This window comes from Actinoplanes awajinensis subsp. mycoplanecinus (assembly GCF_001509495.1).
Lineage (GTDB): Bacteria > Actinomycetota > Actinomycetes > Mycobacteriales > Micromonosporaceae > Actinoplanes > Actinoplanes palleronii.
The window spans coordinates 104,722-125,409 of record NZ_LLZH01000071.1; the positions used below are offsets into that span (position 1 = coordinate 104,722).

23 protein-coding genes are annotated in these 20,688 nt (G+C 72.1%); 15 read left to right on the forward strand and 8 right to left on the reverse strand.

Translation table 11 applies throughout. The features are described 5' to 3' along the window. From ADL15_RS11565 to ADL15_RS11575, 3 genes are read left to right on the forward strand one after another with little or no spacing between them, the layout of a single operon-like run. Positions 1-435 (forward strand): SRPBCC family protein, encoded by a 435-nt coding sequence (locus ADL15_RS11565; RefSeq protein WP_067688222.1) that lies wholly within the window; start codon positions 1-3, stop codon positions 433-435. Next, a complete protein-coding gene (locus ADL15_RS11570) occupies positions 432-851 on the forward strand; it encodes an EVE domain-containing protein (RefSeq protein ID WP_067688226.1) in 420 nt (139 codons plus the stop codon). The genes ADL15_RS11565 and ADL15_RS11570 overlap by 4 nt, the downstream gene beginning before the upstream one ends. Continuing rightward, the gene (locus tag ADL15_RS11575; protein WP_067688229.1) at positions 848-1,294 is read left to right on the forward strand and encodes a MarR family winged helix-turn-helix transcriptional regulator; all 447 of its coding nucleotides are present in this window, start codon (positions 848-850) and stop codon (positions 1,292-1,294) included. Before ADL15_RS11570 ends, ADL15_RS11575 begins: the two co-directional genes overlap by 4 nt. Positions 1,295-1,340: 46 nt before the next feature. On the opposite strand, the gene ADL15_RS11580 is transcribed toward ADL15_RS11575, so the two are convergent. Then, positions 1,341-2,306, reverse strand: a complete 966-nt coding sequence (locus ADL15_RS11580) for an AraC family transcriptional regulator (protein ID WP_067688232.1) — start codon at positions 2,304-2,306, stop codon at positions 1,341-1,343. Between the two features lie 134 nt (positions 2,307-2,440). Next, positions 2,441-3,067: a maleylpyruvate isomerase family mycothiol-dependent enzyme gene (locus ADL15_RS11585; protein WP_067688235.1), complete on the reverse strand. Its 627-nt coding sequence runs from the start codon at positions 3,065-3,067 to the stop codon at positions 2,441-2,443. A 409-nt stretch (positions 3,068-3,476) separates the two neighbouring features. Between ADL15_RS11585 and ADL15_RS11590 the strand changes: the two genes are divergently transcribed. The 11 genes from ADL15_RS11590 (at position 3,477) to ADL15_RS11640 (ending at position 12,997) form a co-directional block, all read left to right on the forward strand. Next, positions 3,477-4,436, forward strand: a complete 960-nt coding sequence (locus ADL15_RS11590; protein ID WP_067688238.1) for an RNA polymerase subunit sigma-70 — start codon at positions 3,477-3,479, stop codon at positions 4,434-4,436. Positions 4,437-4,617: 181 nt separating this feature from the next. Then, a complete protein-coding gene (locus ADL15_RS11595; RefSeq protein ID WP_067688241.1) occupies positions 4,618-5,241 on the forward strand; it encodes a CDP-alcohol phosphatidyltransferase family protein in 624 nt (207 codons plus the stop codon). Further along, positions 5,238-6,167, forward strand: a complete 930-nt coding sequence (locus ADL15_RS11600) for a DUF881 domain-containing protein (protein ID WP_232344030.1) — start codon at positions 5,238-5,240, stop codon at positions 6,165-6,167. The genes ADL15_RS11595 and ADL15_RS11600 overlap by 4 nt, the downstream gene beginning before the upstream one ends. After that, a complete protein-coding gene (locus ADL15_RS11605; protein WP_067688244.1) occupies positions 6,167-6,499 on the forward strand; it encodes a small basic family protein in 333 nt (110 codons plus the stop codon). Before ADL15_RS11600 ends, ADL15_RS11605 begins: the two co-directional genes overlap by 1 nt. A gap of 42 nt (positions 6,500-6,541) precedes the next feature. Continuing rightward, entirely contained in the window at positions 6,542-7,636 is a 1,095-nt protein-coding gene (locus tag ADL15_RS55270; protein WP_232344031.1) for a DUF881 domain-containing protein, read from the forward strand. Between the two features lie 14 nt (positions 7,637-7,650). Next, the gene (gcvH, locus tag ADL15_RS11615; protein WP_067688326.1) at positions 7,651-8,031 is read left to right on the forward strand and encodes a glycine cleavage system protein GcvH; all 381 of its coding nucleotides are present in this window, start codon (positions 7,651-7,653) and stop codon (positions 8,029-8,031) included. A 212-nt stretch (positions 8,032-8,243) separates the two neighbouring features. Further along, complete coding sequence (gene odhI / locus ADL15_RS11620) at positions 8,244-8,696, forward strand: oxoglutarate dehydrogenase inhibitor Odhl (RefSeq protein ID WP_067688247.1); 453 nt, start codon at positions 8,244-8,246, stop codon at positions 8,694-8,696. 68 nt (positions 8,697-8,764) lie between these two features. Beyond that, entirely contained in the window at positions 8,765-9,442 is a 678-nt protein-coding gene (gene ftsR, locus ADL15_RS11625) for a transcriptional regulator FtsR (RefSeq protein ID WP_067688250.1), read from the forward strand. Between the two features lie 128 nt (positions 9,443-9,570). Further along, positions 9,571-10,035, forward strand: coding sequence for a bifunctional nuclease family protein (locus tag ADL15_RS11630; RefSeq protein WP_067688253.1), 465 nt, complete (start codon positions 9,571-9,573; stop codon positions 10,033-10,035). A gap of 168 nt (positions 10,036-10,203) precedes the next feature. Continuing rightward, a complete protein-coding gene (locus tag ADL15_RS11635) occupies positions 10,204-10,752 on the forward strand; it encodes a MerR family transcriptional regulator (protein WP_067688256.1) in 549 nt (182 codons plus the stop codon). Then, the gene (locus ADL15_RS11640) at positions 10,742-12,997 is read left to right on the forward strand and encodes an ATP-binding cassette domain-containing protein (RefSeq protein ID WP_067688329.1); all 2,256 of its coding nucleotides are present in this window, start codon (positions 10,742-10,744) and stop codon (positions 12,995-12,997) included. Before ADL15_RS11635 ends, ADL15_RS11640 begins: the two co-directional genes overlap by 11 nt. Here the strand turns inward: ADL15_RS11640 and ADL15_RS55275 are convergent. The 5 genes from ADL15_RS55275 to ADL15_RS11660 form a co-directional block, all read right to left on the reverse strand. Beyond that, positions 12,963-13,442, reverse strand: a complete 480-nt coding sequence (locus ADL15_RS55275; RefSeq protein ID WP_269748333.1) for an MFS transporter — start codon at positions 13,440-13,442, stop codon at positions 12,963-12,965. The genes ADL15_RS11640 and ADL15_RS55275 overlap by 35 nt on opposite strands. A 63-nt stretch (positions 13,443-13,505) precedes the next feature. Continuing rightward, positions 13,506-13,685, reverse strand: coding sequence for a hypothetical protein (locus tag ADL15_RS55280; RefSeq protein ID WP_232344032.1), 180 nt, complete (start codon positions 13,683-13,685; stop codon positions 13,506-13,508). Continuing rightward, positions 13,682-14,263 (reverse strand): helix-turn-helix domain-containing protein, encoded by a 582-nt coding sequence (locus ADL15_RS11650; RefSeq protein WP_067688262.1) that lies wholly within the window; start codon positions 14,261-14,263, stop codon positions 13,682-13,684. The genes ADL15_RS55280 and ADL15_RS11650 overlap by 4 nt, the downstream gene beginning before the upstream one ends. A gap of 55 nt (positions 14,264-14,318) precedes the next feature. Beyond that, positions 14,319-16,271 carry an asparagine synthase (glutamine-hydrolyzing) gene (gene asnB / locus ADL15_RS11655; RefSeq protein ID WP_067688265.1) on the reverse strand — a complete coding sequence of 651 codons (1,953 nt, stop codon included), beginning with the start codon at positions 16,269-16,271 and terminating at the stop codon, positions 14,319-14,321. A 207-nt stretch (positions 16,272-16,478) separates the two neighbouring features. Beyond that, complete coding sequence (locus ADL15_RS11660; RefSeq protein WP_067688268.1) at positions 16,479-16,907, reverse strand: hypothetical protein; 429 nt, start codon at positions 16,905-16,907, stop codon at positions 16,479-16,481. A 258-nt stretch (positions 16,908-17,165) separates the two neighbouring features. Between ADL15_RS11660 and ADL15_RS11665 the strand changes: the two genes are divergently transcribed. Continuing rightward, the gene (locus tag ADL15_RS11665) at positions 17,166-17,864 is read left to right on the forward strand and encodes a sensor domain-containing diguanylate cyclase (protein WP_067688271.1); all 699 of its coding nucleotides are present in this window, start codon (positions 17,166-17,168) and stop codon (positions 17,862-17,864) included. Between the two features lie 65 nt (positions 17,865-17,929). On the opposite strand, the gene ADL15_RS11670 is transcribed toward ADL15_RS11665, so the two are convergent. After that, a complete protein-coding gene (locus ADL15_RS11670; RefSeq protein WP_067688273.1) occupies positions 17,930-20,650 on the reverse strand; it encodes a tetratricopeptide repeat protein in 2,721 nt (906 codons plus the stop codon). Between the last annotated feature and the right edge of the window lie 38 nt (positions 20,651-20,688).

Genomic DNA, 20,688 nt, shown 5'->3' on the forward strand with positions numbered 1-20,688 from the left:
ATGAAGACGATCGCCACCGCAGAGATCACCACCGACGTCCCCGCCGCCGCGTTCTTCGAGCGCTGGGCCGACATGGCCACCTGGCCGGAGTGGAACCTCGACACCGACTGGGTCCGCCTCGACGGCCCGTTCCAGACCGGTGCGACCGGCGTGCTCAAGCCCAAGGGCGGTCCGAAGACCCGGTTCGTCGTCGCGTCCCTGATCCCCGGCCGGGAGTTCGTCGACGTCTCCCTGCTCGCCGGCGCCCGGCTGACCTTCCACCACGAGACCGGCGCGGCGCCCGGCGGGCGCACCACGGTCACGGTCCGGGTCACCCTCGAGGGCCCGCTCGCCTTCTTCTGGAACCTGGTGCTCGGCAAGGACATCGCCGCCGGGCTGGCCGGCGACCTCGCCCGGCTGGAGCAGGCCGCCCGCACGGCGGGGGTGGCGGCGTGAACCACTGGCTCGGTGTGGTGTGCCGCGACCACGTCCGGCGGGCCACGGAGCGGGGGATCGCCCAGCTCGGCCACGGCAAACGCCCCAACCTGGCCCGGCTCGCCGCCGGTGACTGGCTGGTCTACTACTCGCCGCGGACCAGCCTGCACGACGGCGAGCCGCTGCAGGCGTGCACCGCGATCGGCCGGGTCGCCGACGACGAAATCTGGCAGGCCGACGAGGGTGACTTCCACCCGTGGCGGCGCCGGGTCGACTACCTGCCCGGCGCGATCGAGACGCCGATCAAGAGTCTGCGGCTCGACCTCACCGGCGAGCCGAACTGGGGTTATCAGCTGCGCCGGGGCCTGGTCCCGCTGACCGGGCAGGACTTCGACGTGATCCGCTCGGCCATGCAGGCCCCGCGCGTCCCGGCATGAGCCTGGCCACCCGGCACGACGGCGCCGACGACAGCACGGGTCTGCTGATGTGGCAGGTCACCAACCGGTGGCAGGCCGCGCAGCGGACCGCGCTCAAGCCGTTCGACATCACCCACGTCCAGTTCGTCCTGCTGGCCACGCTGACCTATCTCGGTCATGCCGGGCCGGTCACCCAGAAGACGCTGGCCGGGATGGCCGCCACCGACCCGATGATGACCTCCCAGGTGCTGCGGGCGCTGGAGGGCCGGGGTCTGGTGCACCGGCCCCCGCACCCCGACGACGGGCGGGCCCGGGCAGTGGCCGTCACGGAGGACGGCCGGGCGCTGGCCAACCGGGCCGTGGTCGCGGTGGAGGCGTGTGATCAGGCGTTCTTCGCCGGTCTCGGCGCGGCGCTGCCGGCCTTCACCGCCGCGCTGCGCACCGTCCGCGAGACCGCGCCGTAAAGACCGCGCCGCTCGACCTGCGCACCGTCCGCGAGACCGCGCCGCTCTACTTGCGCAGCGTCTCCGAGGGGGAGATGGCATAACGCTCCCGGTACGCGGCGGCGAACCGGCCCAGGTGGGTGAACCCGTAGCGGTACGCCACCTGAGCCACCGTCGTCTCACCCGGGTCGGCGGCGCGCAGCCCGTCGTGGACCAGCGCGAGCCGGAGCTGCCGGAGGTAGGTCATCGGGGGCATCCCGACGTACCTGGCGAAGCTCTGCTGCAGTGCCCTGGCACCCACCCCGGCGATACCGGCGAGATCAGCCACCGTGAACGGGCGGCCCGGCTGCGCCCGCATCGCCTCGACCACCCGCCGGATCGCGCCCGGCGCGGCCAGCGCCGGCGTGTGCCGGTCCAGCGAACCCCGGTGCCGATGGTCGGTGGCCAGCAGCAGGCCGGTGACCAGCGCCTCCCGCATCCGGGCGCCGATCACCGGGTGCGCGGTGAGTCCGTCCGGGTGGACCGCGTCACCGGTGACCAGCCGGACCAGCCGGGCCCAGCTCGCGCCCGGCCCGCTGCTGACGTCCAGCATCGGGCCGAGGTCGATCGGGCCGCGCACCGGCCGGTCCAGCATCGCCTCCAGCTGGGTCTCCAGCTCGGCCCGCCCGATCTTGACGGCCAGGAGCCGGCAGTCGCCGTCCCACTGGTCGACCACGGTGTCGCCGACCGGCTGGTACACCGCCGCGGTCTTCCCGGCCAGCGCCTGCTGCGGCTCGTCGCGGCCCTGATGCCAGTGCATGGCGCCGGTCAGCGGCAGGTTGACGTGGTACGCGCCCAGCTCGCCGGCCCGGATCCGGACGTCCACCCCGAACTCCAGGTCGCCGAGAGTGACCGTGTCGGTGCCGCCCACCGCGAACCGGGCCGCCCAGCCCGGCGCCGGCCGGAGCACCTCCACATCGAGCGCGTAGAAGTGTCGTTTCAGGATCGCCCGTGCCTCGTCGACGTCGGTGATCTGGAGTGTTGTCGCCCGCACGCTATACAGCCTGACCGGTGAACTGACACACCGCCAATCAGTGTAATTCGCGCCTCACCGCACCGTGTGGGCGGTTTGTGCGCTTTTACTGGTATACCGCTCGCGCTTTTTCGGTGCGGACCGCGTTCGTTCCATCACAGTCCGGTGCTGAACCGGGCCGCCGGCTCGCCGGTGAGCAGCCCGGCCGGCAGCCGCCGCCCGCAAACGACCATGAGAAGGTCCTGGCCACGCCCGTGCAGCGGCGCGCCCTCGCCGAACGTCCAGTCCTGGTCGGTGGCGACCAGCCGCACCCCGGACAGGTCGGTGCCGAAGTAACCGACACTCCGCGGCGTCATTCCCCCCAGAACCAGCGCCATCCGCGTGATCGGCACGGTCCGCCCGGGGTCGAGGGCGAGGCTGATGTCCAGGCCGTGGATCACGTCGTGCGACAGCGCCCCGGCCGGCCCGCCACCCGGCGGCGACCACGGGTGCTCCGCGTTGTCCCGGATCGCGGCGAGCAGTTGCGCGGAACTCATCGCGGCGGCGTCGCGGCGCGCGGCGCGATCCAGCATCCGGTCGTAGTTGCCGCCGGACCGCGCGAAGTCCAGCAGGAACCGCAGCGTCGACGTGCGGAACGGCAGCGTCATGTGCGCCACCACCTCCCGGACCCGCCAGCCGGCGCAGAGCGTGCCCGCGTCCCACTGCTCCGGCGTCAGCCCGGCCAGCAACCCGGCCACCTCGGTGCGCTGCGCGGCGATCTCGGTGCGTACCTGGGTCTGCATCTCGTCTCCCTCCGGGCACGCCCGCGGCGCGCTCCGCAAGGACATACGACCGCGCGGCGCCGGATTAATCGGTCCGAGTTCTTCCGGTACGACTACGGAGCGCGCGTCCGCAGGCTACGAGCCGAGCCCCGCCCGTGAGGCCGCCGCGACACCGCTGCCACGCCAGGCCGCGGCGCGCCTCCCGACCCCGGCTGGCGCTGGCGGCTGTCTCCCGGCCGTCGAGGCAGCCGCCAGCGCCAGCCGGGGCCCCTCGCCGCGGCACGGCCCGGGCAACCGATCGCGGCGCGGGTTCCGGCGCCGGCTGGTTTGCAGGGGTGTCTCCGTACCCCTGAGGCACCCCTGAGGGCCAGCCGGAGCCTGGGGCGCGCAGCGGCCGGGAGGGGTGGCGGTGTCGCGTTAGGGTCGGTGCGTGGAGGAGGCGCTGGCGGAGCTGCGGACCGAGCTGACCGGGTACTGCTATCGGATGCTCGGCTCGGGGCACGAGGCCGAGGACGCCGTGCAGGAGACGTTCGAGAAGGTCTGGCGGGCGGCCGGCCGGTTCGACGCCGAGCGCGCCTCCCTGCGGACCTGGGTCTACCGGATCGCCACCAACGTCTGCGTCGACCTGCTGCGCGGCGCGGCCCGGCGGGCGCTCCCGATCGACCTGAGCCCGGCGAGCCGGGCCGGGGAGCCGTTCGGGACGCTGCTGGCGGCCGGGGCCGAGGTGCGGCCGGTGCCGGACCGGCTGGTGCTCTCTCCGGATCCGGCGACGCTGGTGGTGCAGCGGGAGAGCGTACGGCTGGCGTTCGTGGCGGCGCTGCAGCACCTGCCGGCCCGGCAGCGGTCGGTGCTGATCCTGCGGGACGTGCTGTGCTGGCCGGCCGCCGACGTGGCGGAGCTGCTGGCGACGTCGGCGGCGTCGGTGACCAGCGCGCTGCAGCGGGCCCGGGCCACCCTGCGCGAGGTCGCGCCGCGGCCGGGCGACGTGTTCCGCCCCGCCGACGCCGGGCAGCAGGATCTACTGAAGCGGTACTGCACCGCCTTCGAGAGCCACGACGTGGCCGGGCTGGTGGCGCTGCTGCACGAGGACGCGACCACGTCGATGCCGCCGTTCGCCTGGTGCCTGCGCGGCCGGGACCAGATCGGGCTGGCGATGGCGGCGCCGGAGGCGGCCTGCGTGGGGCACCGGCTGGTGCCGGTGGTGGCGTCCGGGCAGCCGGCGTTCTGGCAGATGCGGCCGGCCGGGGACGGGTTCGCGCCGTTCGCGCTGCTGACGCTGGACATCGTGGACGGCCGGGTGGTGAACACCACCACCTGGCTGGAGACGACCGGGTGGGCGCTGCCGGTGCCGGTGGCCCCGTCACTGTGGACCTTGTTCGGGCCGGCCTGACGGCCGTCGGCCGCCGGGCATGGTCAGATGCCTAGCTTCCTAGGATGTCTTAGGGGGTGTGGCGGCCGTGACTGCACGTCGGCAACCGGTAGGCAGGTGGTTATAGTGGCTCGGCGAGCGGGCCGGACCACCACGTCCGGGTCCGCGTGTCAATACTGGCGGGGGAGAGGAAGGCCCGGCGATGTCGCAGCAGCCTGCGCCGTCCATCGAGACCTCCAACCGGATCTTCACGATTCCGAATGTGATCAGCTTCTTCCGGCTGCTCGGGGTCCCGCTCTTCCTCTATCTGCTGCTCGGCCCGCACCACGACGTCGCCGCCGTGATCGTGCTGATGGTCGGCGGCACCACCGACTGGGTCGACGGCTACGTGGCCCGCCGGATGAACTCGGTGTCCCGGCTCGGTGAGCTGCTCGACCCGTTCGCCGACCGGCTCTACATCCTGGCCACCCTGGTCGGTTTCACCATCCGCGACGTGGTGCCGTGGTGGTTCACCATCGCGCTGCTGTCGCGCGAGGCGGTCGTCGGGGTGGCACTGCTGGTCCTGCGCCGGCACGGCTACGGCCCGCCGCCGGTCCACTACGTCGGCAAGACCGGCACGTTCATGCTGCTCGGCGCGTTCCCGATGATCCTGCTGGCGTTCGCGGTGCCGTCCGTGGCGGGCTGGGCCGGGCCGTTCGGCTGGGCGATGGCCTGGTGGGCGCTCGGGCTGTACTGGTGCGCCGGCGCGCTCTACCTCTTCCAGACCGCGCAGTTGGTGCGCGCCGACCGGGACGGACCGGGCGCGGCGCCGGCGGTCGCGCCGTGACCCGGCCGGTGGCCGGCACGCCGGACCCGGACGGCCCCTCGAGCGGCAAGCGGACGTACGGTCCGGACTTCCTCACCGCCCTGTTCCAGAACCCGCTCGACCCGGGGTACGCCGACGCGGCCGCCCGCCGCGCCGAGGGTTTCCGGCGCACCGGTACCCGCAGGCGCGTGACGAACGCCGTGGCCATGGTGACGCTGGCCGCGGTCGGTTTCCTGCTGGTGGTCGGCTATCAGCAGACGATCGACGACGCGCCGGGCCGGACCAAGACCCGGGACGCGCTGATCGACCAGGTGCAGAGCCGCCGGGAGCAGGCCGAGACCCTGCAGGCCCGGGCCGACCTGCTCGCCGATCAGGTCGCCGCGCTGCGCAAGCGCGAGCTGGGTGGCGCGGCGGTGGCCGGGATCCGCGCGCTGGAGGCGGCCACCGGGCTGGCCGCGGTGCGCGGCTCGGGCGCGAAGATCGTGCTGGCCGACGGGCCGACGTCGGTGGACGCGGTGACCGGTGAGCGGCACACCGAGGGCCAGGTGAAGGACACCGACCTGCAGCTGGCGGCGAACGCGCTGTGGTCGGCCGGGGCCGAGGCGATCGCGGTCAACGGGTACCGGCTGACCGCGACGTCGACGATCCGGCAGGCCGGTGAGGCGATCCTGGTCGATACCCGGCCGGTGACCACGCCGTACCAGGTGGTGGCGATCGGTCCGGCCGATCTGTCCACCGACTTCCGCAACGGGTATGCCGGGAAGTTCTTCCAGACGTTGTCGACCCAGTACGGCCTGTCGTTCGACACCGCCAAGGTCCGTAACGTCACCCTGAACGCGGCGCCGGAGCTGAAGCTGCGGTCGGCGTCGCCGAGTACCGCTCCACCCGCTCCGTCGGGTTCCTCGTCCGCGCCGGCACCGTCCGGTTCACCGTCGGAAGGCGGCTGATGATCGCCGTACTGGCCCTGCTCGTGGGTGTCCTGCTGGGCATCGTGTTCCATCCCTCGGTGCCGCAGGAGCTGGTGCCGTACCTGCCGATCGCGGTGGTGGCGGCGCTGGACGCGGTGTTCGGCGGGTTGCGCGCCAAGTTGGACGGGATCTTCGACGACAAGCAGTTCGTCATCTCGTTCATCTCGAACGTGCTGGTCTCCGGCCTGATCGTGTACCTGGGCGACCAGCTCGGGGTGGGTCCGCAGCTGTCCACCGGCGTCGTGGTCGTGCTCGGCGTCCGGATCTTCGGTAACGTCGCGGCGATCCGCCGGCACCTCTTCCGGGCGTAGTGACCCGGGTGCGGACGCCGGGCTGAGCAACGTGGGGACTCGATGACCGACCGCGACGACAACGGGCGCGACCAGACGACGCCGGGCTTCGGCCTGCCCACGGCGGGACGCCAGCCGCCCGCCGCGGAGGGTGCTGCGCCCAGCGGGGCGGCCGTGGAGGAGGAGACGGCGTATCTGGTGCCGCCGGGCGGGGCGGCCGAGGAGGCGACGGCTCACCTCGTACCGGAGGAAAAACCCGCGGATCCGGCGGCGGACGTCGATCTCGCGCCGGAGCCGACGGTCGAGGTGCGGGCCCGGAGCACTCGGGAGAGTGAGCCGGTCGCCGAGGAGATATCGCCCACGTCACCCGATTCGCCGATGTCCGACACGCCCGAGCCTGCTACCCGCGAAAGTGATCTTGATCGCGGGGCGGCGCCCGCCGCACCGGACGCCGCCGAGAAGAGGGCGGGGCTCAAGCGTCCGGCGCCGGCCGGGACGCTGATCTGGGTGCTGCTGGCGCTGTTCGGATTCACCCTGGTGGTGCAGCTGCGCAGCAACGACGCCGACAGTGGCCTGTCCACCATGCGCCAGGAGGACCTGGTGCAGATCCTGAGCGACCTGGAGGCCCGGGACAGCCGCCTGAACAGCGACATCGAGGCCCTGGAGCGCAGCCGTCAGCAGCTCACCTCGGGTGTCGCGGGCCGCGAGGCGGCGCTCGAGGAGGCCAACAAGCGCAGCCAGGAGCTGGGCCTGCTGGCCGGGACGATCGCCGGTCGCGGGCCGGGCCTGGAGATCGTGCTGGCCAAGGTGAAGGCGTCCGACGTGCTGAACACGGTGCAGGAGCTGCGCGGGTCCGGCGGCGAGGTGATGCAGATCGGCGGCGCCGAGGGGACCGCGGTGCGGATCGTGGCGTCCACCTACTTCGTCGATGCGGCCGGTGGTGGAATCATCGCTGACGGTGAACGTCTGACGGGTCCGTTCCGGATTCTGGTGGTCGGTTCGCCGGACACCATGCGGCCGGCGCTGCAGATCCCGGGCGGGGTGGTGGCGTCAGTGAAGAGCGACGGCGGTAGCGTGACCATGGACTCGCGCTCCATGGTCGAGGTGACCGCGGTGCGTAAGGCGACAGCCTTGCAGTACGCGCGTCCGGTTTCTTGACTACGGAGGAAGTGTTGATTCCTGAGGATCTGCGGTACACCGCGGAGCACGAGTGGGTCGCCGGCGACGGCAGTGGCCCCGTGCGGGTGGGGATCACCCACTTCGCGCAGGATGCGCTCGGTGACATCGTCTACGTGCAGCTGCCCGACGAGGGCACGGTCGTGCAGGCCGGTGATTCGCTGGGCGAGGTCGAGTCGACCAAGAGCGTCTCGGAGATCTACGCACCGATCGCCGGCACCATCGTGGCCAAGAACGACACGCTGGGCGACGAGCCGGAGCTGATCAACGCCGAGCCGTACGCGGCCGGTTGGCTGGTCGAGATCGCACCGGCGGATCCGTCGGTTCTCGAGGGGCTGCTGGACGCTGCGGCGTACCAGGCGCTCACCGAGAGCTGAGAGACTGCTGGGCATCGACTGAGATCTTCCGGCCCGCCCGTGTGTCCGGTTGCCCTGCGATATTGGCGCTGACTAGGCTCGCGGAACGTAATAACAACCGTTATCCCTTTGAAACCGATAGTCGTGCGTCGGGCCTTGATGGCCTCGGCGAGGTCGTTACATCACGACCTTGCCGGTCGAGGCGACGACCAACTGATCCGTGAGGTGGTCCGATGACGCGCCCAGACGACGAGTTCCCCCCGCTCGACGTCACGTCCACGCTGAACCTTGGCGCCCTCGACGAGGTGCTCGAGGGTCCGGAGACAGACGTGGTGCCCAGCCGGATGTCCGGCTCGCTGCCGCCCGGGATGGCGCTGCTGGTGGTTCGGCGCGGGCCGAACGCCGGCGCCCGCTTCCTGCTCGATCACGACGTGACGACCAGCGGACGGCACCCGGACAGTGACATCTTCCTGGATGACGTGACGGTTTCCCGCCGCCACGCCGAGTTCCACCGTGACGGGGGCGTGTTCACCGTCCGCGACGTCGGTTCCCTCAACGGCACGTACGTGAACCGCGAGCGGGTCGAGGCGGCGACGCTGAGCAACGGCGACGAGGTCCAGGTCGGCAAGTTCCGTCTGGTGTTCATCGCCGGCCCGCGGCCGGAGGGCGAGGGCGGCCGGGCGTGAACCCGTCGGGGGCGGCGGCACGCGACCCGGGGGCCTCGCGCCCCCAGGGCGGGCGCGAGACTGCGCTGATGAGCATCGGGGAGGTGCTGGCCCATCTGCGTTCCGAGTTCCCCGACACCACGATCTCGAAGTTGCGGTTCCTGGAGGCGGAGGGTCTTGTCGACCCGCAACGCACCGCCTCCGGGTACCGCAAGTACTCCTGGAACGACGTGGCCCGGCTGCGGTTCGTGCTGACCGCGCAGCGGGATCAGTACCTGCCGCTGCGGGTGATCCGGGAGCAGCTGGACCGGATGGAGCAGGAGCAGCAGGAGCCGGTGGTGCCGCAGCGCCCGACGCTGGTGGCGGTCGGCACCCAGCGGGCCGCCGACCCGGCCGACGCCCGGATCCCCAAGGACGACCTGGTCGAGCGGACCGGGGTCGACGAGGGGCTGCTGGCCGAGCTGGAGCAGATGGGCCTGGTGGTGGCCCGCCCGCCGGGGTGGTACGACGCCGACGCGGTGATCATCGTGCAGGCCGTGGTCGGGCTGACCGAGTACGGCCTGGAGGCCCGCCACCTGCGGGCGTTCCGCAACTCGGCCGACCGTGAGGTGGGCCTGTTCACCCAGTTGCTGGCGCCGATGGTGCGTCAGCAGGACCCGGCTGCCCGGGCCCGGGCCGCCGAGACGGCGCGTGACCTGCAGGCGTTGTCGCAGCGGCTGCACGCGGCGCTGGTTCGCACCGGCCTGCGCGGCGAACTGGGTCGCTGAGCCGGTTCCGGCCTACCCTGGGCGGGAGCGTCCCGCGTGGGGCGGATCCACACCGTGTGCGTGTACGGTGCAGAGTAAGGGGCGGCCGTCTCGGGGCGGCGGAAATACAACGAACACGGAGGCGGGCGGTGCGCGAGCTGAGCGTGGTCGGGGTCCGGGTGGAGCTGCCCAGCAACCAGCCGATCGTGTTGCTGCGAGAGGTCGATGGCGACCGGTATCTGCCGATCTGGATCGGTGCGGTGGAGGCGACGGCGATCGCCTATGAGCAGCAGGGTGTGAAGCCGGCTCGGCCGCTGACGCACGACCTGCTGCGAGACATCCTGACGGCGTTGAAGGCGCCGTTGAAGGCTGTCGAGATCACCGAGTTGAAGGACAACGTCTTCTACGCCGATCTGCTGATCGGTGACGACGTGCGGGTGTCCGCGCGGCCGAGTGACTCGATCGCCCTGGCGTTGCGGGTGGGTGCGCCGATCCGGTGCGCCGATCAGGTGCTGACCGAGGCCGGCATCGTGATCCCGGACGAGCAGGAGGACGAGGTCGAGAAGTTCCGCGAGTTCCTCGACCAAGTGCGTCCTGAAGATTTTGCCGGTTAAGTCCGAAACGCCGATGAGGTAACGGCCCTTCGGCGTGTCGTTCCTCCGAACGCGGCGTGTCGTGCCGTTACCTCCATGTTTCACCCGTGACTGAGATATACGCTCGTGAAGTCCAGGTGAACCGGCACCGCCCACATCACAATTGGTGGGCAGCGGGGAGGTAGTCGCGTGCACGAGCAGCCTGTTGAAGGCCCACTCGTCGGCGAGGACGGCTCGGTCGGCTATCGGGGAGTGACGGCCTGCCAGGCGGTGGGCATCAGCTACCGCCAACTCGACTACTGGGCGCGCACCACGCTGGTGGTGCCGAGCGTCCGGGATGCGTCCGGGTCCGGCACGTCGCGGCTCTACTCGTTCCGCGACCTGGTGGTGCTCAAGGTCGTGAAGCGGCTGCTGGACGCCGGGGTGTCGCTGCAGAACATCCGCCGGGCGATCGACACGCTGCGCTCGCACGGCGTCGAGGACCTGGCCGGGATCACGCTGATCTCGGACGGGACCACGGTGTACGAGTGCCGTTCCCCGGAGGAGGTCGTCGACCTGCTGCAGGGTGGCCAGGGCGTGTTCGGCATCGCGATCGGCGGTGCGTTCAAGGAGATCCAGGGTTCGTTGTCGCATCTGCCCGCCGAGCCGGCCATGCCGCACCCGGTCGGGGAGTCGATCCAGGAACCGTCGGCAGGTGACGAGCTCGCGGCCCGGAGGGCCCGCCGGCGTGCTGGCTGATCCCGACCGGCACGATCTGATCCAGGTTCGCGGGGCGCGGGAGAACAACCTGCACGACGTGTCGCTGGACATCCCGAAACGTCGGCTGACCGTCTTCACCGGTGTCTCCGGTTCCGGCAAGTCCTCGCTGGTCTTCGGCACCATCGCGGCCGAGTCGCAGCGGCTGATCAACGAGACGTACTCGGCGTTCCTGCAGTCGTTCATGGGTAGTCCGGCCCGGCCGGACGTGGACGCACTGCACCATCTGAGCGCCGCGATCGTGGTGGACCAGGAGCGGATGGGCGCGAACGCGCGCTCGACGCTGGGGACGGCCACCGACGCGTACACGATGTTGCGGATCCTGTTCTCCCGGCTGGGTGTGCCGGGGGCGGGCAGCGCGCTGGCGTACTCGTTCAACGCCGAGGGCATGTGCGTGCGGTGCGAGGGGCTGGGCCGGGTGTCCAGCATCGACGTCGACCAGCTGGTGGACCGGGACAAGTCGATCAATCAGGGCGCGATCATGGCGCCGAACTTCAGCGTCGGCGGCTGGTACGTGCGCGGCTTCGCCGACTCCGGGCTGTTCGACCCGGACGTCCCGCTGCGCGAGTTCACCGCGGGCCAGTGGCAGGACTTCCTCTACAAGCCGGCGACCAAGATGCGGATCGCCGGGGTGAACACCACGTACGAGGGGCTGGTCCTCAAGGTCCAGCGGATGTACCTGGCGAAGGACCGGGAGCCGGCGCAGCCGCACATCCGGGCCTTCGTGGACCGGGCCGCCACGTTCACCACCTGCCCGGAGTGCGCCGGCGCCCGGCTCAAACCGGCGGTGCTGGAGTCCCGGATCGCCGGGCGCAACATCGCCGAGTGCGCCGCCATGCAGGTCAGCGACCTGGCCGGGTTCCTGGCCGAGGTGCGCTCGCCGGCGGTGGCGCCGGTGGTGGCGACCCTGCGGCACACCCTGGAGTCGCTGGTCGAGATCGGACTCGGCTACCTCTCGCTGGACCGGGAGTCGGCCACCCTGTCCGGTGGCGAGGCGCAGCGGGTCAAGATGGTCCGGCACCTGGGCTCGTCGCTCACCGACGTCACGTACGTCTTCGACGAACCCACCGTCGGCCTGCACCCGCACGACATCCAGCGGATGAACGGCCTGCTGCGGCGGTTGTGCGACAAGGGCAACACGGTGCTGGTGGTGGAGCACAAGCCGGAGACGATCGCGATCGCCGACCACGTGGTCGATCTCGGTCCCGGCGCGGGTCCGGCCGGGGGCCGGATCCAGTACCAGGGTTCGGTGGCGGGCCTGCGCGCGTCGGACACGCCGACCGGTCGTTACCTGGGCCATCGGGTCGGTGTCAAAGCCGTGTGCCGGGAACGGACCGGTGAGCTGCCGATCCGGGGCGCGGCCACGCACAACCTGCGCGACGTCGACGTCGACATCCCGCTCGGCGTGCTGACCGTGGTCACCGGGGTGGCCGGTTCCGGCAAGAGCTCGCTGATCTACGGCTCGCTGCCGCGCCGCGACGGTGTGATCGTCGTCGACCAGTCGGCGATCCGCGGGTCGCGGCGCAGCAACCCGGCGACGTACTCCGGGCTGCTCGACGCGGTCCGCACCGCGTTCGCCAAGGCCAACAAGGTCAAGGCCGCGCTGTTCAGCGCGAACTCCGAGGGCGCCTGCCGGCACTGCAAGGGCATCGGGCTGGTCTACCTGGACCTGGCCATGATGGCCGGGGTGGCCACCGTGTGCGAGGAGTGCGAGGGCCGCCGGTTCACCGCCGCGGTGCTGGAGCACCGGCTGCGCGGCCGCGACATCAGCGAGGTCCTGGCCATGCCGGTCAGCGAGGCCCAGGAGTTCTTCACCGAGAAGGCCGCGCGCACCGTCCTGGACCGGCTCGCCGCGGTCGGGCTCGGCTACCTCACCCTCGGCCAGCCGCTGACCACGCTGTCCGGCGGGGAGCGGCAGCGGCTCAAACTGGCGGTGAAGATGGGCGGCAGCCCGGCCACCTACCTGCTCGACGAGCCGACCAGCGGCCTGCACCTGGCCGACGTCGACCAGCTCCTCGAGCTGCTCGACCGGCTGGTCGACGCGGGCAACACGGTGGTGGTGATCGAGCATCACCTGGCCGTGATGGCGCACGCCGACTGGCTGATCGATCTCGGTCCGGGCGCCGGGCAGGACGGCGGCCGGGTGGTCTTCACCGGCACCCCGCAGGAGCTGGCCGACAAGGGCGACACGCTCACCGCTCAGCATCTGCGGGAGTACGTGCGCTGACCAGCGGCGGCGCGTGCCGGACCGCCCGGCTCGCGGTCGCCAGCACCGCGGTGAGCAGCATGAACCCGGACAGCGCCCACACCGCGCCGGTCGGGCCGGCCCGGTCGAGCAGGTAGCCGGCGGCGAGCGAGCCGATCGGCAGCACACCCCAGGACAGTGTCATCGAGACGCTGTTGACCCGGCCGAGCAGCTCGTTAGGCACCAGCGTGGTGGTGTAGGTGCCGATCACGACGTTCCACATCGGCCCGACGAACGCGGTGGCCGCGCCGATCAGCCCGAGCTGCCACGGCGCGCCGGCGACCGCGAACAGCGGCAGCAGCGCCACCCACACCCAGTTCACCCCGATGATCACCGCGCGGGGCGAGAAGTGCCGGTGCAGGCGGGTCGCGGCGATCGCGCCGAGCAGCCCGCCGCCGCCGTAGATGCCGAGCATCACCCCTGGCACGTTCGGCGAGACCGACGAAGACGAAACAGATTCCCTGTACGAACGCGACGGCGCACAGGTGGGTCACGCCCAGCCGGCCGGACCAGATCGCCACCGGCACGGTGAGCATGGTGAGGCCGGCGAGCACCGGCGCGAGCAGCAGGATCCGGTGCCGGCTCCACCGGTCCACCAGCCGCCGAGCTGGGACACCACCTGACCGGCCCAGAGCGCGGTGAAGTCCCGGTTGCGCCACAGGCTGGTCATGACGCCGCCTCCGTTCTCCGATCGGCAGGTGACCGGAACGCGTGGAACAGCACGGTGACGTACTCGCTGCCCGGGGTCTCCTGGCCGGGTTCGCGTTGCCAGCGTTTCAGGAACGCGATGTACTCCTCGCTGAACTGCCGCAGCTCGTCCGGGGTGAGCTTCGCCCCGCCGTAGGAGTGCAGGGCCGCCTCGGTGAACGGGTCGCCGGCGACCCGGTTCGTCAGGTGGTCGTGCAGCTCCTGCCGGCCGCGGTCGATCCACTGCCGGCCGAGCGCGCGGGCCGCCTCGGCGACCTCGGGATCGGCGGCGCCGCGCGGCAGCCGCAGGTCCTGCGGGACGGCCCGCCAGTACCGGCGGCGCCCGGCGGAGCGCTCGACGTCCTCCTCGACGAACCCGAACCGTTCGAGTTGGCGCAGGTGGTAGCTGGTCGCCCCGCGGTCGGCGCCGAACGCGGCGGCCAGGTCGGCGGAGGTCGCCGGGCCCTCGCGCTGCAGCCGGGTGAGCATCTGCTGGCGCAGGGAGTGGGCGAGGGCCTTGAGGGCCCCCACCTCCAGGATGCGGGGTGCCACGTCACTCATCCTTGAGAAGATAACTATGCAAAGATTTCTTCTCAAGTGGAGTGGTCGATGTTCCTCAGAACGCGGCGGTCACCTGCTCGGCCGGCGAGGCGATCGAGCGGGGTACGCCCAGCGGCCGCGGGGTCAGGGCCGGCGACGGCACGGCGATGGTGCGCTCGACGTGGATGGCGTGCCAGAGGCAGAACATCGCCACCGTCCACACCTTGCGGGACCGGTCGGCGGCGCCGGCCCGGTGCTCGGCGAGCAGGCCGCGGGCGTACTCGAGGTCGAGCAGGTGGCCGGTCTGCGAGGTGGACAGCAGGTAGTCGACCCAGTCGCCGATCTGGCCGCGCAGCCACAGCCGGGTCGGTGTCGGGAAGCCCAGCTTCGCGCGGTCGCGGACCGACTCGGGGACGATGCCGCGCATCGCCTCGCGCAACGCCACCTTGGTGGACCTGGTGCCGTGCGGCAGCTTCAGCTCGGTGGACAGCCCGGCCGCGGCCGCGTACACCTGCTGGTCGAGGAACGGCACCCGCAGCTCCAGGCTGTGCGCCATCGACATCCGGTCGGCCTTGACCAGGATGTCGCCGGTCAGCCAGGTGTGCAGGTCGACGTACTGCATGGAGGCGACCTCGTCGACGTCGGCGGTCTCGGCGTACAAATGGGACGTTATCGCGGTGTGCGGCTCGGCGGTGAACCGCATGATCCGGGCCTTCTCCTCCGGATCGAAGATCCGGGCGTTGCCGTAGTAGCGCTGCTCGATCGGGGTGGTGCCGCGCTCCAGGAACGAGCGGCCGCGCACGCCCTCCGGCAGCACGTGCGCCAGGTGGTTGAGGCCGCGCTTGAGGCTCGGCGGCAGCTTGTCCACGGTCGCCAGCGACAGCGGCTCGCGGTAGATGGTGTAGCCGCCGAACAGCTCGTCCGCGCCCTCGCCGGAGAGCACCACGGTGACCTGCCGGGACGCGGTGCGGGCCAGGAAGTACAGCGGGATCAGCGACGGGTCGGCCACCGGGTCGTCGAGCAGCTGCACGATCCGGGGCAGCTCGGCGAGCACCTGCTCGTCGGAGACCACGGTCGGGGTGATCGGGATGCCGAGCTGGCGGGCGGTGTCCTGGGCGATCTCGATCTCCGAGTAGCCGTCGGCGGCGAACCCGCAGGTGAACGCGTGGATGCCCGGCCGGGCCTCGGCGGCCAGGGCGGCGACCGCGGACGAGTCGACGCCGGAGGACAGGAACGTGCCGACCGGGACGTCCGCGTTCAGGTGCTTGCGGACGCTGGTGCGCAACGCGTCCCGGATCGCCTGGTGCGCGACCTCCGGCTGCAGCCGCAGCGGGCGCAGCGACGGGCGGAACCAGCGGGTCTCGCGGACCCCGCCGCCGGGCGTCCAGACCAGCCGGTGCCCGGGCGCGAGCCGGCGGATGTGCCGGTGCAGGGTGCGCGGGTCCGGTACGTACTGGAAGGTCAGGTAGTGCCCGAGCGAGTCGGTGTCCAGGGCGCCGCCGGCCGGGGCCGCGAACGGGTCCAGGGCCTTCTTCTCGCTGGCCAGCCACAGCCCGTCGGCGGTCTCCAGGACGTAGAGCGGCTTGATGCCGAACGCGTCCCGGGCGGCGTGCACGGTGCCGGTGCGGTGGTCGTACGCGACGAACGCGAACATGCCGCGCAGCCGGGGCAGCGCCGCCTCGCCCCAGTAGTGGAACGCGGCGGCGAGCACCTCGGAGTCACCCTCGGTGGCGAACCGGGCGCCGTGGTCGCGGATCAGCTCGGCGCGCAGCTCCTGATAGTTGTAGATCTCGCCGTTGAACACCACCGACCAGCGGTCCGCGTAGGTCAGCGGCTGCACCGAGTGCTCCCGGTCGACGATGGCCAGCCGGTTGAAGCCGAGGGCGTAGCCGTCGCCGTACCGGATCTGGGTGTCGTCCGGCCCGCGGTGCCGCATGCTCTCCAACGCGGTGGCGAAGGCCGCCGCGGTCGCCGCGTCGAGCGGCCCGGCATCGGACCGGCTGCTGAAATACGCACTCAGACCACACATGAGGCCTCCTCGTTTCCGTTCGAGGAGGCGAACCTAGGGTCGGGGTGTGAAGAACCTGTGCGGATCCTGCGGGCTTCCGTTCCCGCACCGGATCCACCGGAAGTCCTTCACCAGTTCCTCATGATCTCCCGGGTTCGAGCCCGGCCCGGCCCACGCCGATCGTCACCACCGGCGGGATTCCGCACCGCCGGCGCGGCCCACCCGGCGTCACTTGCCGGGGTCGGCGGGCTGGTATCCGGCGTACGTCGCGGCGACCGACGTCAGGAACCGGTCGACGCCGCCGTCCTGAACGAATGCCGCCAGCGCTGTGTCGATCTCGGCGCTCCGCGTCGTGTCCACCGCCACTCCGTGGGTTGCCGAACCGACCGTGACCGTGGCCGGGTCCTGCCAGGCCGACAACGCGGTGGCCAGGTAGTCGGTGTATTTCGACTTGTCGCTGTCGAGGCGGGCCGGTAGGGACCGCTTCTGCGCGCTCAGCAGATCCTGGCCGTCGGGCGCGGCGCACGCGGCAAGCCACTTCTCGCCCGCGGCTCGATGCGGGGCGCCTTTCGCCAGCGTGAACGCGTCGGACAGGAAGTTGAACACGCCGCTGGTGCCCGGTGACACCACCGCGTCGTAGTCCGTCTTGAACGTCAAGCGACGGCGCGCTCGCCGCCAGCCGGAGCGGCGATCGGCAGAAGGCGACGGCGATGCTTCTCGTGGAGTCCGAGGCGGTGGCCCGATCGGTGAAGACCCGCGCCGACGCGGTCCTCGGTCAGCTCGTCGAGTCGGTCGCCACGGGCGCTCGCGACTCGCTGTCCAGCAGTCGTGACACCGAGCGACTGATGCTGTTGTCGCTGGTCGCTGGTCGCTGGTCGCTGGTCGCTGGTCGCCGGCGCCGTCGTCGCGATCACGTTGTCGGTTCTCGCCGCGCGGACACTGTCCCGGCCCCTGCGCGAGGCCGTCGAGGTGCTCACCGCGGTGGGCCGGGGCGACTTCAGCCAGCGGCTCACCGTGCGGGGCAACGACGAGGTCGGGCAGCTGGGCCTGGAGTTGAACAGAACCCTGGTGACGTTGCGCGATGCGTTCGCCGGACTGAAACATCAGGCGTACCACGACAACCTCACCGGGCTCGCCAACCGTGCCCTGCTCCGGGAACTGCTGACCGACGCGTTCACCCGGGCCGGACCCGGCACCCATCTGGCCCTGCTCCTGCTCGACCTGGACGGCTTCAAACAGGTCAACGACGTGCACGGCCACGGGGTCGGTGACCAGCTGCTGATCGCCGTCGCCGACCGGCTGCGCAGTGGCCTGCAGGGTCCGGACGACACCGCGGCCCGGCTCGGCGGCGACGAGTTCGCGGTGCTGCTGGACGGGTTCGACCGTCCCGCCAACGCGTACGAGGTGGCGGACCGGTTGCTCACGAGCATCGCTGAGCCACTCGTGTTGCCAGGAGTCGAGTTGAGGCCCAGAGCCAGCATCGGCATCGTCCTGTGGCGCGGTCATGCCGACATCGACACGTTGATACGCGATGCCGACCTGGCGATGTACGAGGCGAAAGCACAGGGCAAGCACACAGTTGTCCGGTTCGAGCAGATGAAGGCGATGTCATGAACCTCCGCGCAGCGGCGGCGCCATGTCTCGCCGTCCTCTACCCGACCGGGGTCTGCCGTCCACTCTCATGATCCTTGGATGACGCCGTGCACGTGCAGTGACCACTCCAGGTCCGGGCCGTAGGTCTCCGGGTCCTGCGCCACCAGCCGGTGCCGCAGCGTCAGGGACTCCTCGATCGCGGCCAGGGCCGGCTCGCGTTCGCCGAGCACCACGTGCCGCACGGCCAGATCGGTCAGCGCGGTGGCCAGGCCGGGCTGGAACGCGTCCGGGCGCAACGCCGCGAGCTGCCGGCGGATCGTCACCGACTCGGCGGCCGCCGACCGGCTCTCGTCGTCCAGGTCGAGGCTGCCCAGGTTGATGCCGAGGATGCTCAGCGACGCGGCCAGGTCGGCCCGGAACTCGTCCGGGCGCTGCGCGGCCAGCCGCCGGTAGAGCAGGACCGCCTCCTCGATCGCGGCGAGGGCCTGCGGATACCGCTCGAGGGCGCCCAGGCTCAGCGCGAGCTGGCGCAGCGCCTTGGCCAGCGCCGGCTGGAACGTGTCCGGCTGCTCGCCGGCCAGCTGCCGGTAGAGCGCGATCGCCTCCTCGTTCGCGGCCAGGCTCGGCTCCAGCTGGTCGAGCACACCGAGCCGGACCGACAGGTTGCTCAACGACCGAGCAAGATCACTTTCGTACGTCTCGGGCTGCTCCCCGGCCAGCCGCCCGTGCACCATCACGGCTTCCTCGATCGCGGCCAGGGCCGGCTCGTTGCTGCCCAGGTCACCGAGGCGCACCGACAGGTTGGTCAGCGCGGTGGCCAGCTCCGGCGCGCGCCCGGCGGTGCGGTGCTGATCGGCGATCCGCTGGGTGATCTCGACGGCCCACCGGGCCAGCTCGTCACCGCGGCGCGGCAGCGCGTTGCCGATCCGGGCCAGGCGTTCCACCGTGACGTCCGGGTCGGCGCTGATCTTGCGCAGCGCGGTGACCAGCGGCCCGGGCGCGGCCACACTCGTCGCCACCTCGACGGCCGGCTGGGTGAGCAGGTCGGCGTGCCGGACGCAGAGCGCGGTCAGCGGGACGCTCAGCCGGTCGGTGAGGTCCGGTTGCTGCGCGGCGCGGGCGAACCCGGTCAGCATCCGCCGGCGCTCGCCCGCCGAGACCACCGGGACCAGCGGTGTGACCAGGCCGGGGAACGCGGCCAGGCGCTGCCCGGCGAAGCGCTCGGCGAACGGGTCCGGCCGCAGCCCGCCCCACGGCCGGCCGGTGCCGCCCGGGTACAGGTCGGACAGCCAGCCGCGGACCGCGTCGCGGGAGTGCCCGGACAGCGCGGCGATCCCGCTCAGCAGCCGGTCGGCCTGGTCGGTGTCGACCGGTCCGAACAGCAGCGCCACGGCCAGCACGTCCTGCAGCACCGGCTCGTCGAGGGTCAGGCCGTGCCAGGCCGCGGTGAACGACCAGTAGCGCCGCTCGTGGGCCAGCACCCGGTCGGCCGCGGTCTTGCCGGTCGCCGCCGGGCCGGGCCAGAGCGCGTCGAGCAGGTCGGCGAGCGCCGCGGTCTGCACGGCCAGGGCCTGCCCGCCCACGTCGCGGGGCTCGCCGGTGAGCCGGGCCGCGGCGGAGCGCCAGTCGTGGGTGGCGTAGCCGGGCACCCGGGGCAGCGCGGCGGCCAGGTCGTGCACCGCCTGCCGGTACGCCTCGATCCGGCCGGGGGCGTCGTCGTCCAGCTCCGGCAGCGCCAGCACCGACGCGCCGTCGAGCAGCTGCTCACCGAGCCGGTCGGTCTGCAGCAGCTGCCACCAGTCGCCGGCCGTCCGGGCCAGCAGCAGCACCCGCAGCGGCTGCCGGCCGTCGTGCCGGGCGCACGCCTCCAGCAGGGTGCGGACCTGTTCCGGGCGGTTCTCCGCGCCGTCCACCACGATCAGCAGCGGCACCGTGACGTCGGCGACCGCGGCGACCGTCACGGCCGGGGCGGTCTCGTCGAGCCAGAGCGTCGCCCAGCCGTCCGCGGTCCGTTCCGCGGTCAGCTCGTAGCCGATCCGCGACTTGCCCTGCCCGGCCGGGCCGTGCAGCAGCCGCGCGGCGAACCCGGCGCCGCCGCACCAGTCGTCCAGCTCGTCCATCAGCCGGTGCCGGCCGCGGAAGCCGGCCACCTGGGCGCCGGCGCGCAGCAGCGCGGTCGGCGAGCGCAGCTGATCCGGTTCGGTCAGCTGGGCGTCGGCCAGCTCGACCGGGCGCAGCCCCGGCACGGCCCGGCCCGCCGCGTCCAGGAAGCCCGGCGCCCGGCACAGCACGCCGGCCGGGACCAGCTCGAGGTAGCCGTCCCCGATGCCGGCGACCACGCCGACCAGCAGGTCGCGGCAGAACACCGCGGCGCCCGGCAGCGCGGCGCCCGGCGGGACGGCCAGCGCCGGCACGAACCTCTCGCCGGCCACGCCCGCGTCGATCGTCCCGGTGACCTGCCACGTCTCCACGTAGGGCTCGGGGTTCCAGCCCGGGAACCCGCCGGCCACGCCGGGCAGGGCCGGCCGGTCGGTGGCCACCCGCCCGAACGCCGGATCCGGCAGGTCCACCGCGGTCCAGGCCGGATCGTCGACGCGGACCAGCGCGGCGTCGTCCGGCGCCCCCGGCGTCCCGCGCCAGGTGACCACCCCGGTGAACGGCCGGCCGGAGACCGCCGGATAGATGGTCACCTCGCGGCCGGCCGCCGGCGTGGCCCGGGCCGAGGTCAGCACCAGCCGTCCGGCGATCAGATATCCGGAGCCGCGCCGTCCGGACGACTCCACACCCACCACACGTGCGGCCTGCATGTCGTCAGTGCTCCCGACGCTCTACACCCAGTTCGATC

What these genes read in the sequence shown, in the direction of transcription:
- ADL15_RS11565 (WP_067688222.1), top strand. Translation starts at nt 1, where the DNA reads ATGAAGACGATCGCCACCGCAGAGATCACCACCGACGTCCCCGCCGCC.
- ADL15_RS11575 (WP_067688229.1), top strand. Translation starts at nt 848, where the DNA reads ATGAGCCTGGCCACCCGGCACGACGGCGCCGACGACAGCACGGGTCTG.
- ADL15_RS11585 (WP_067688235.1), bottom strand. Translation starts at nt 3,067, where the DNA reads ATGCAGACCCAGGTACGCACCGAGATCGCCGCGCAGCGCACCGAGGTG.
- ADL15_RS11595 (WP_067688241.1), top strand. Translation starts at nt 4,618, where the DNA reads ATGTCGCAGCAGCCTGCGCCGTCCATCGAGACCTCCAACCGGATCTTC.
- ADL15_RS11605 (WP_067688244.1), top strand. Translation starts at nt 6,167, where the DNA reads ATGATCGCCGTACTGGCCCTGCTCGTGGGTGTCCTGCTGGGCATCGTG.
- ADL15_RS55270 (WP_232344031.1), top strand. Translation starts at nt 6,542, where the DNA reads ATGACCGACCGCGACGACAACGGGCGCGACCAGACGACGCCGGGCTTC.
- odhI (WP_067688247.1), top strand. Translation starts at nt 8,244, where the DNA reads ATGACGCGCCCAGACGACGAGTTCCCCCCGCTCGACGTCACGTCCACG.
- ftsR (WP_067688250.1), top strand. Translation starts at nt 8,765, where the DNA reads ATGAGCATCGGGGAGGTGCTGGCCCATCTGCGTTCCGAGTTCCCCGAC.
- ADL15_RS55280 (WP_232344032.1), bottom strand. Translation starts at nt 13,685, where the DNA reads ATGACCAGCCTGTGGCGCAACCGGGACTTCACCGCGCTCTGGGCCGGT.
- ADL15_RS11650 (WP_067688262.1), bottom strand. Translation starts at nt 14,263, where the DNA reads ATGAGTGACGTGGCACCCCGCATCCTGGAGGTGGGGGCCCTCAAGGCC.
- asnB (WP_067688265.1), bottom strand. Translation starts at nt 16,271, where the DNA reads ATGTGTGGTCTGAGTGCGTATTTCAGCAGCCGGTCCGATGCCGGGCCG.
- ADL15_RS11670 (WP_067688273.1), bottom strand. Translation starts at nt 20,650, where the DNA reads ATGCAGGCCGCACGTGTGGTGGGTGTGGAGTCGTCCGGACGGCGCGGC.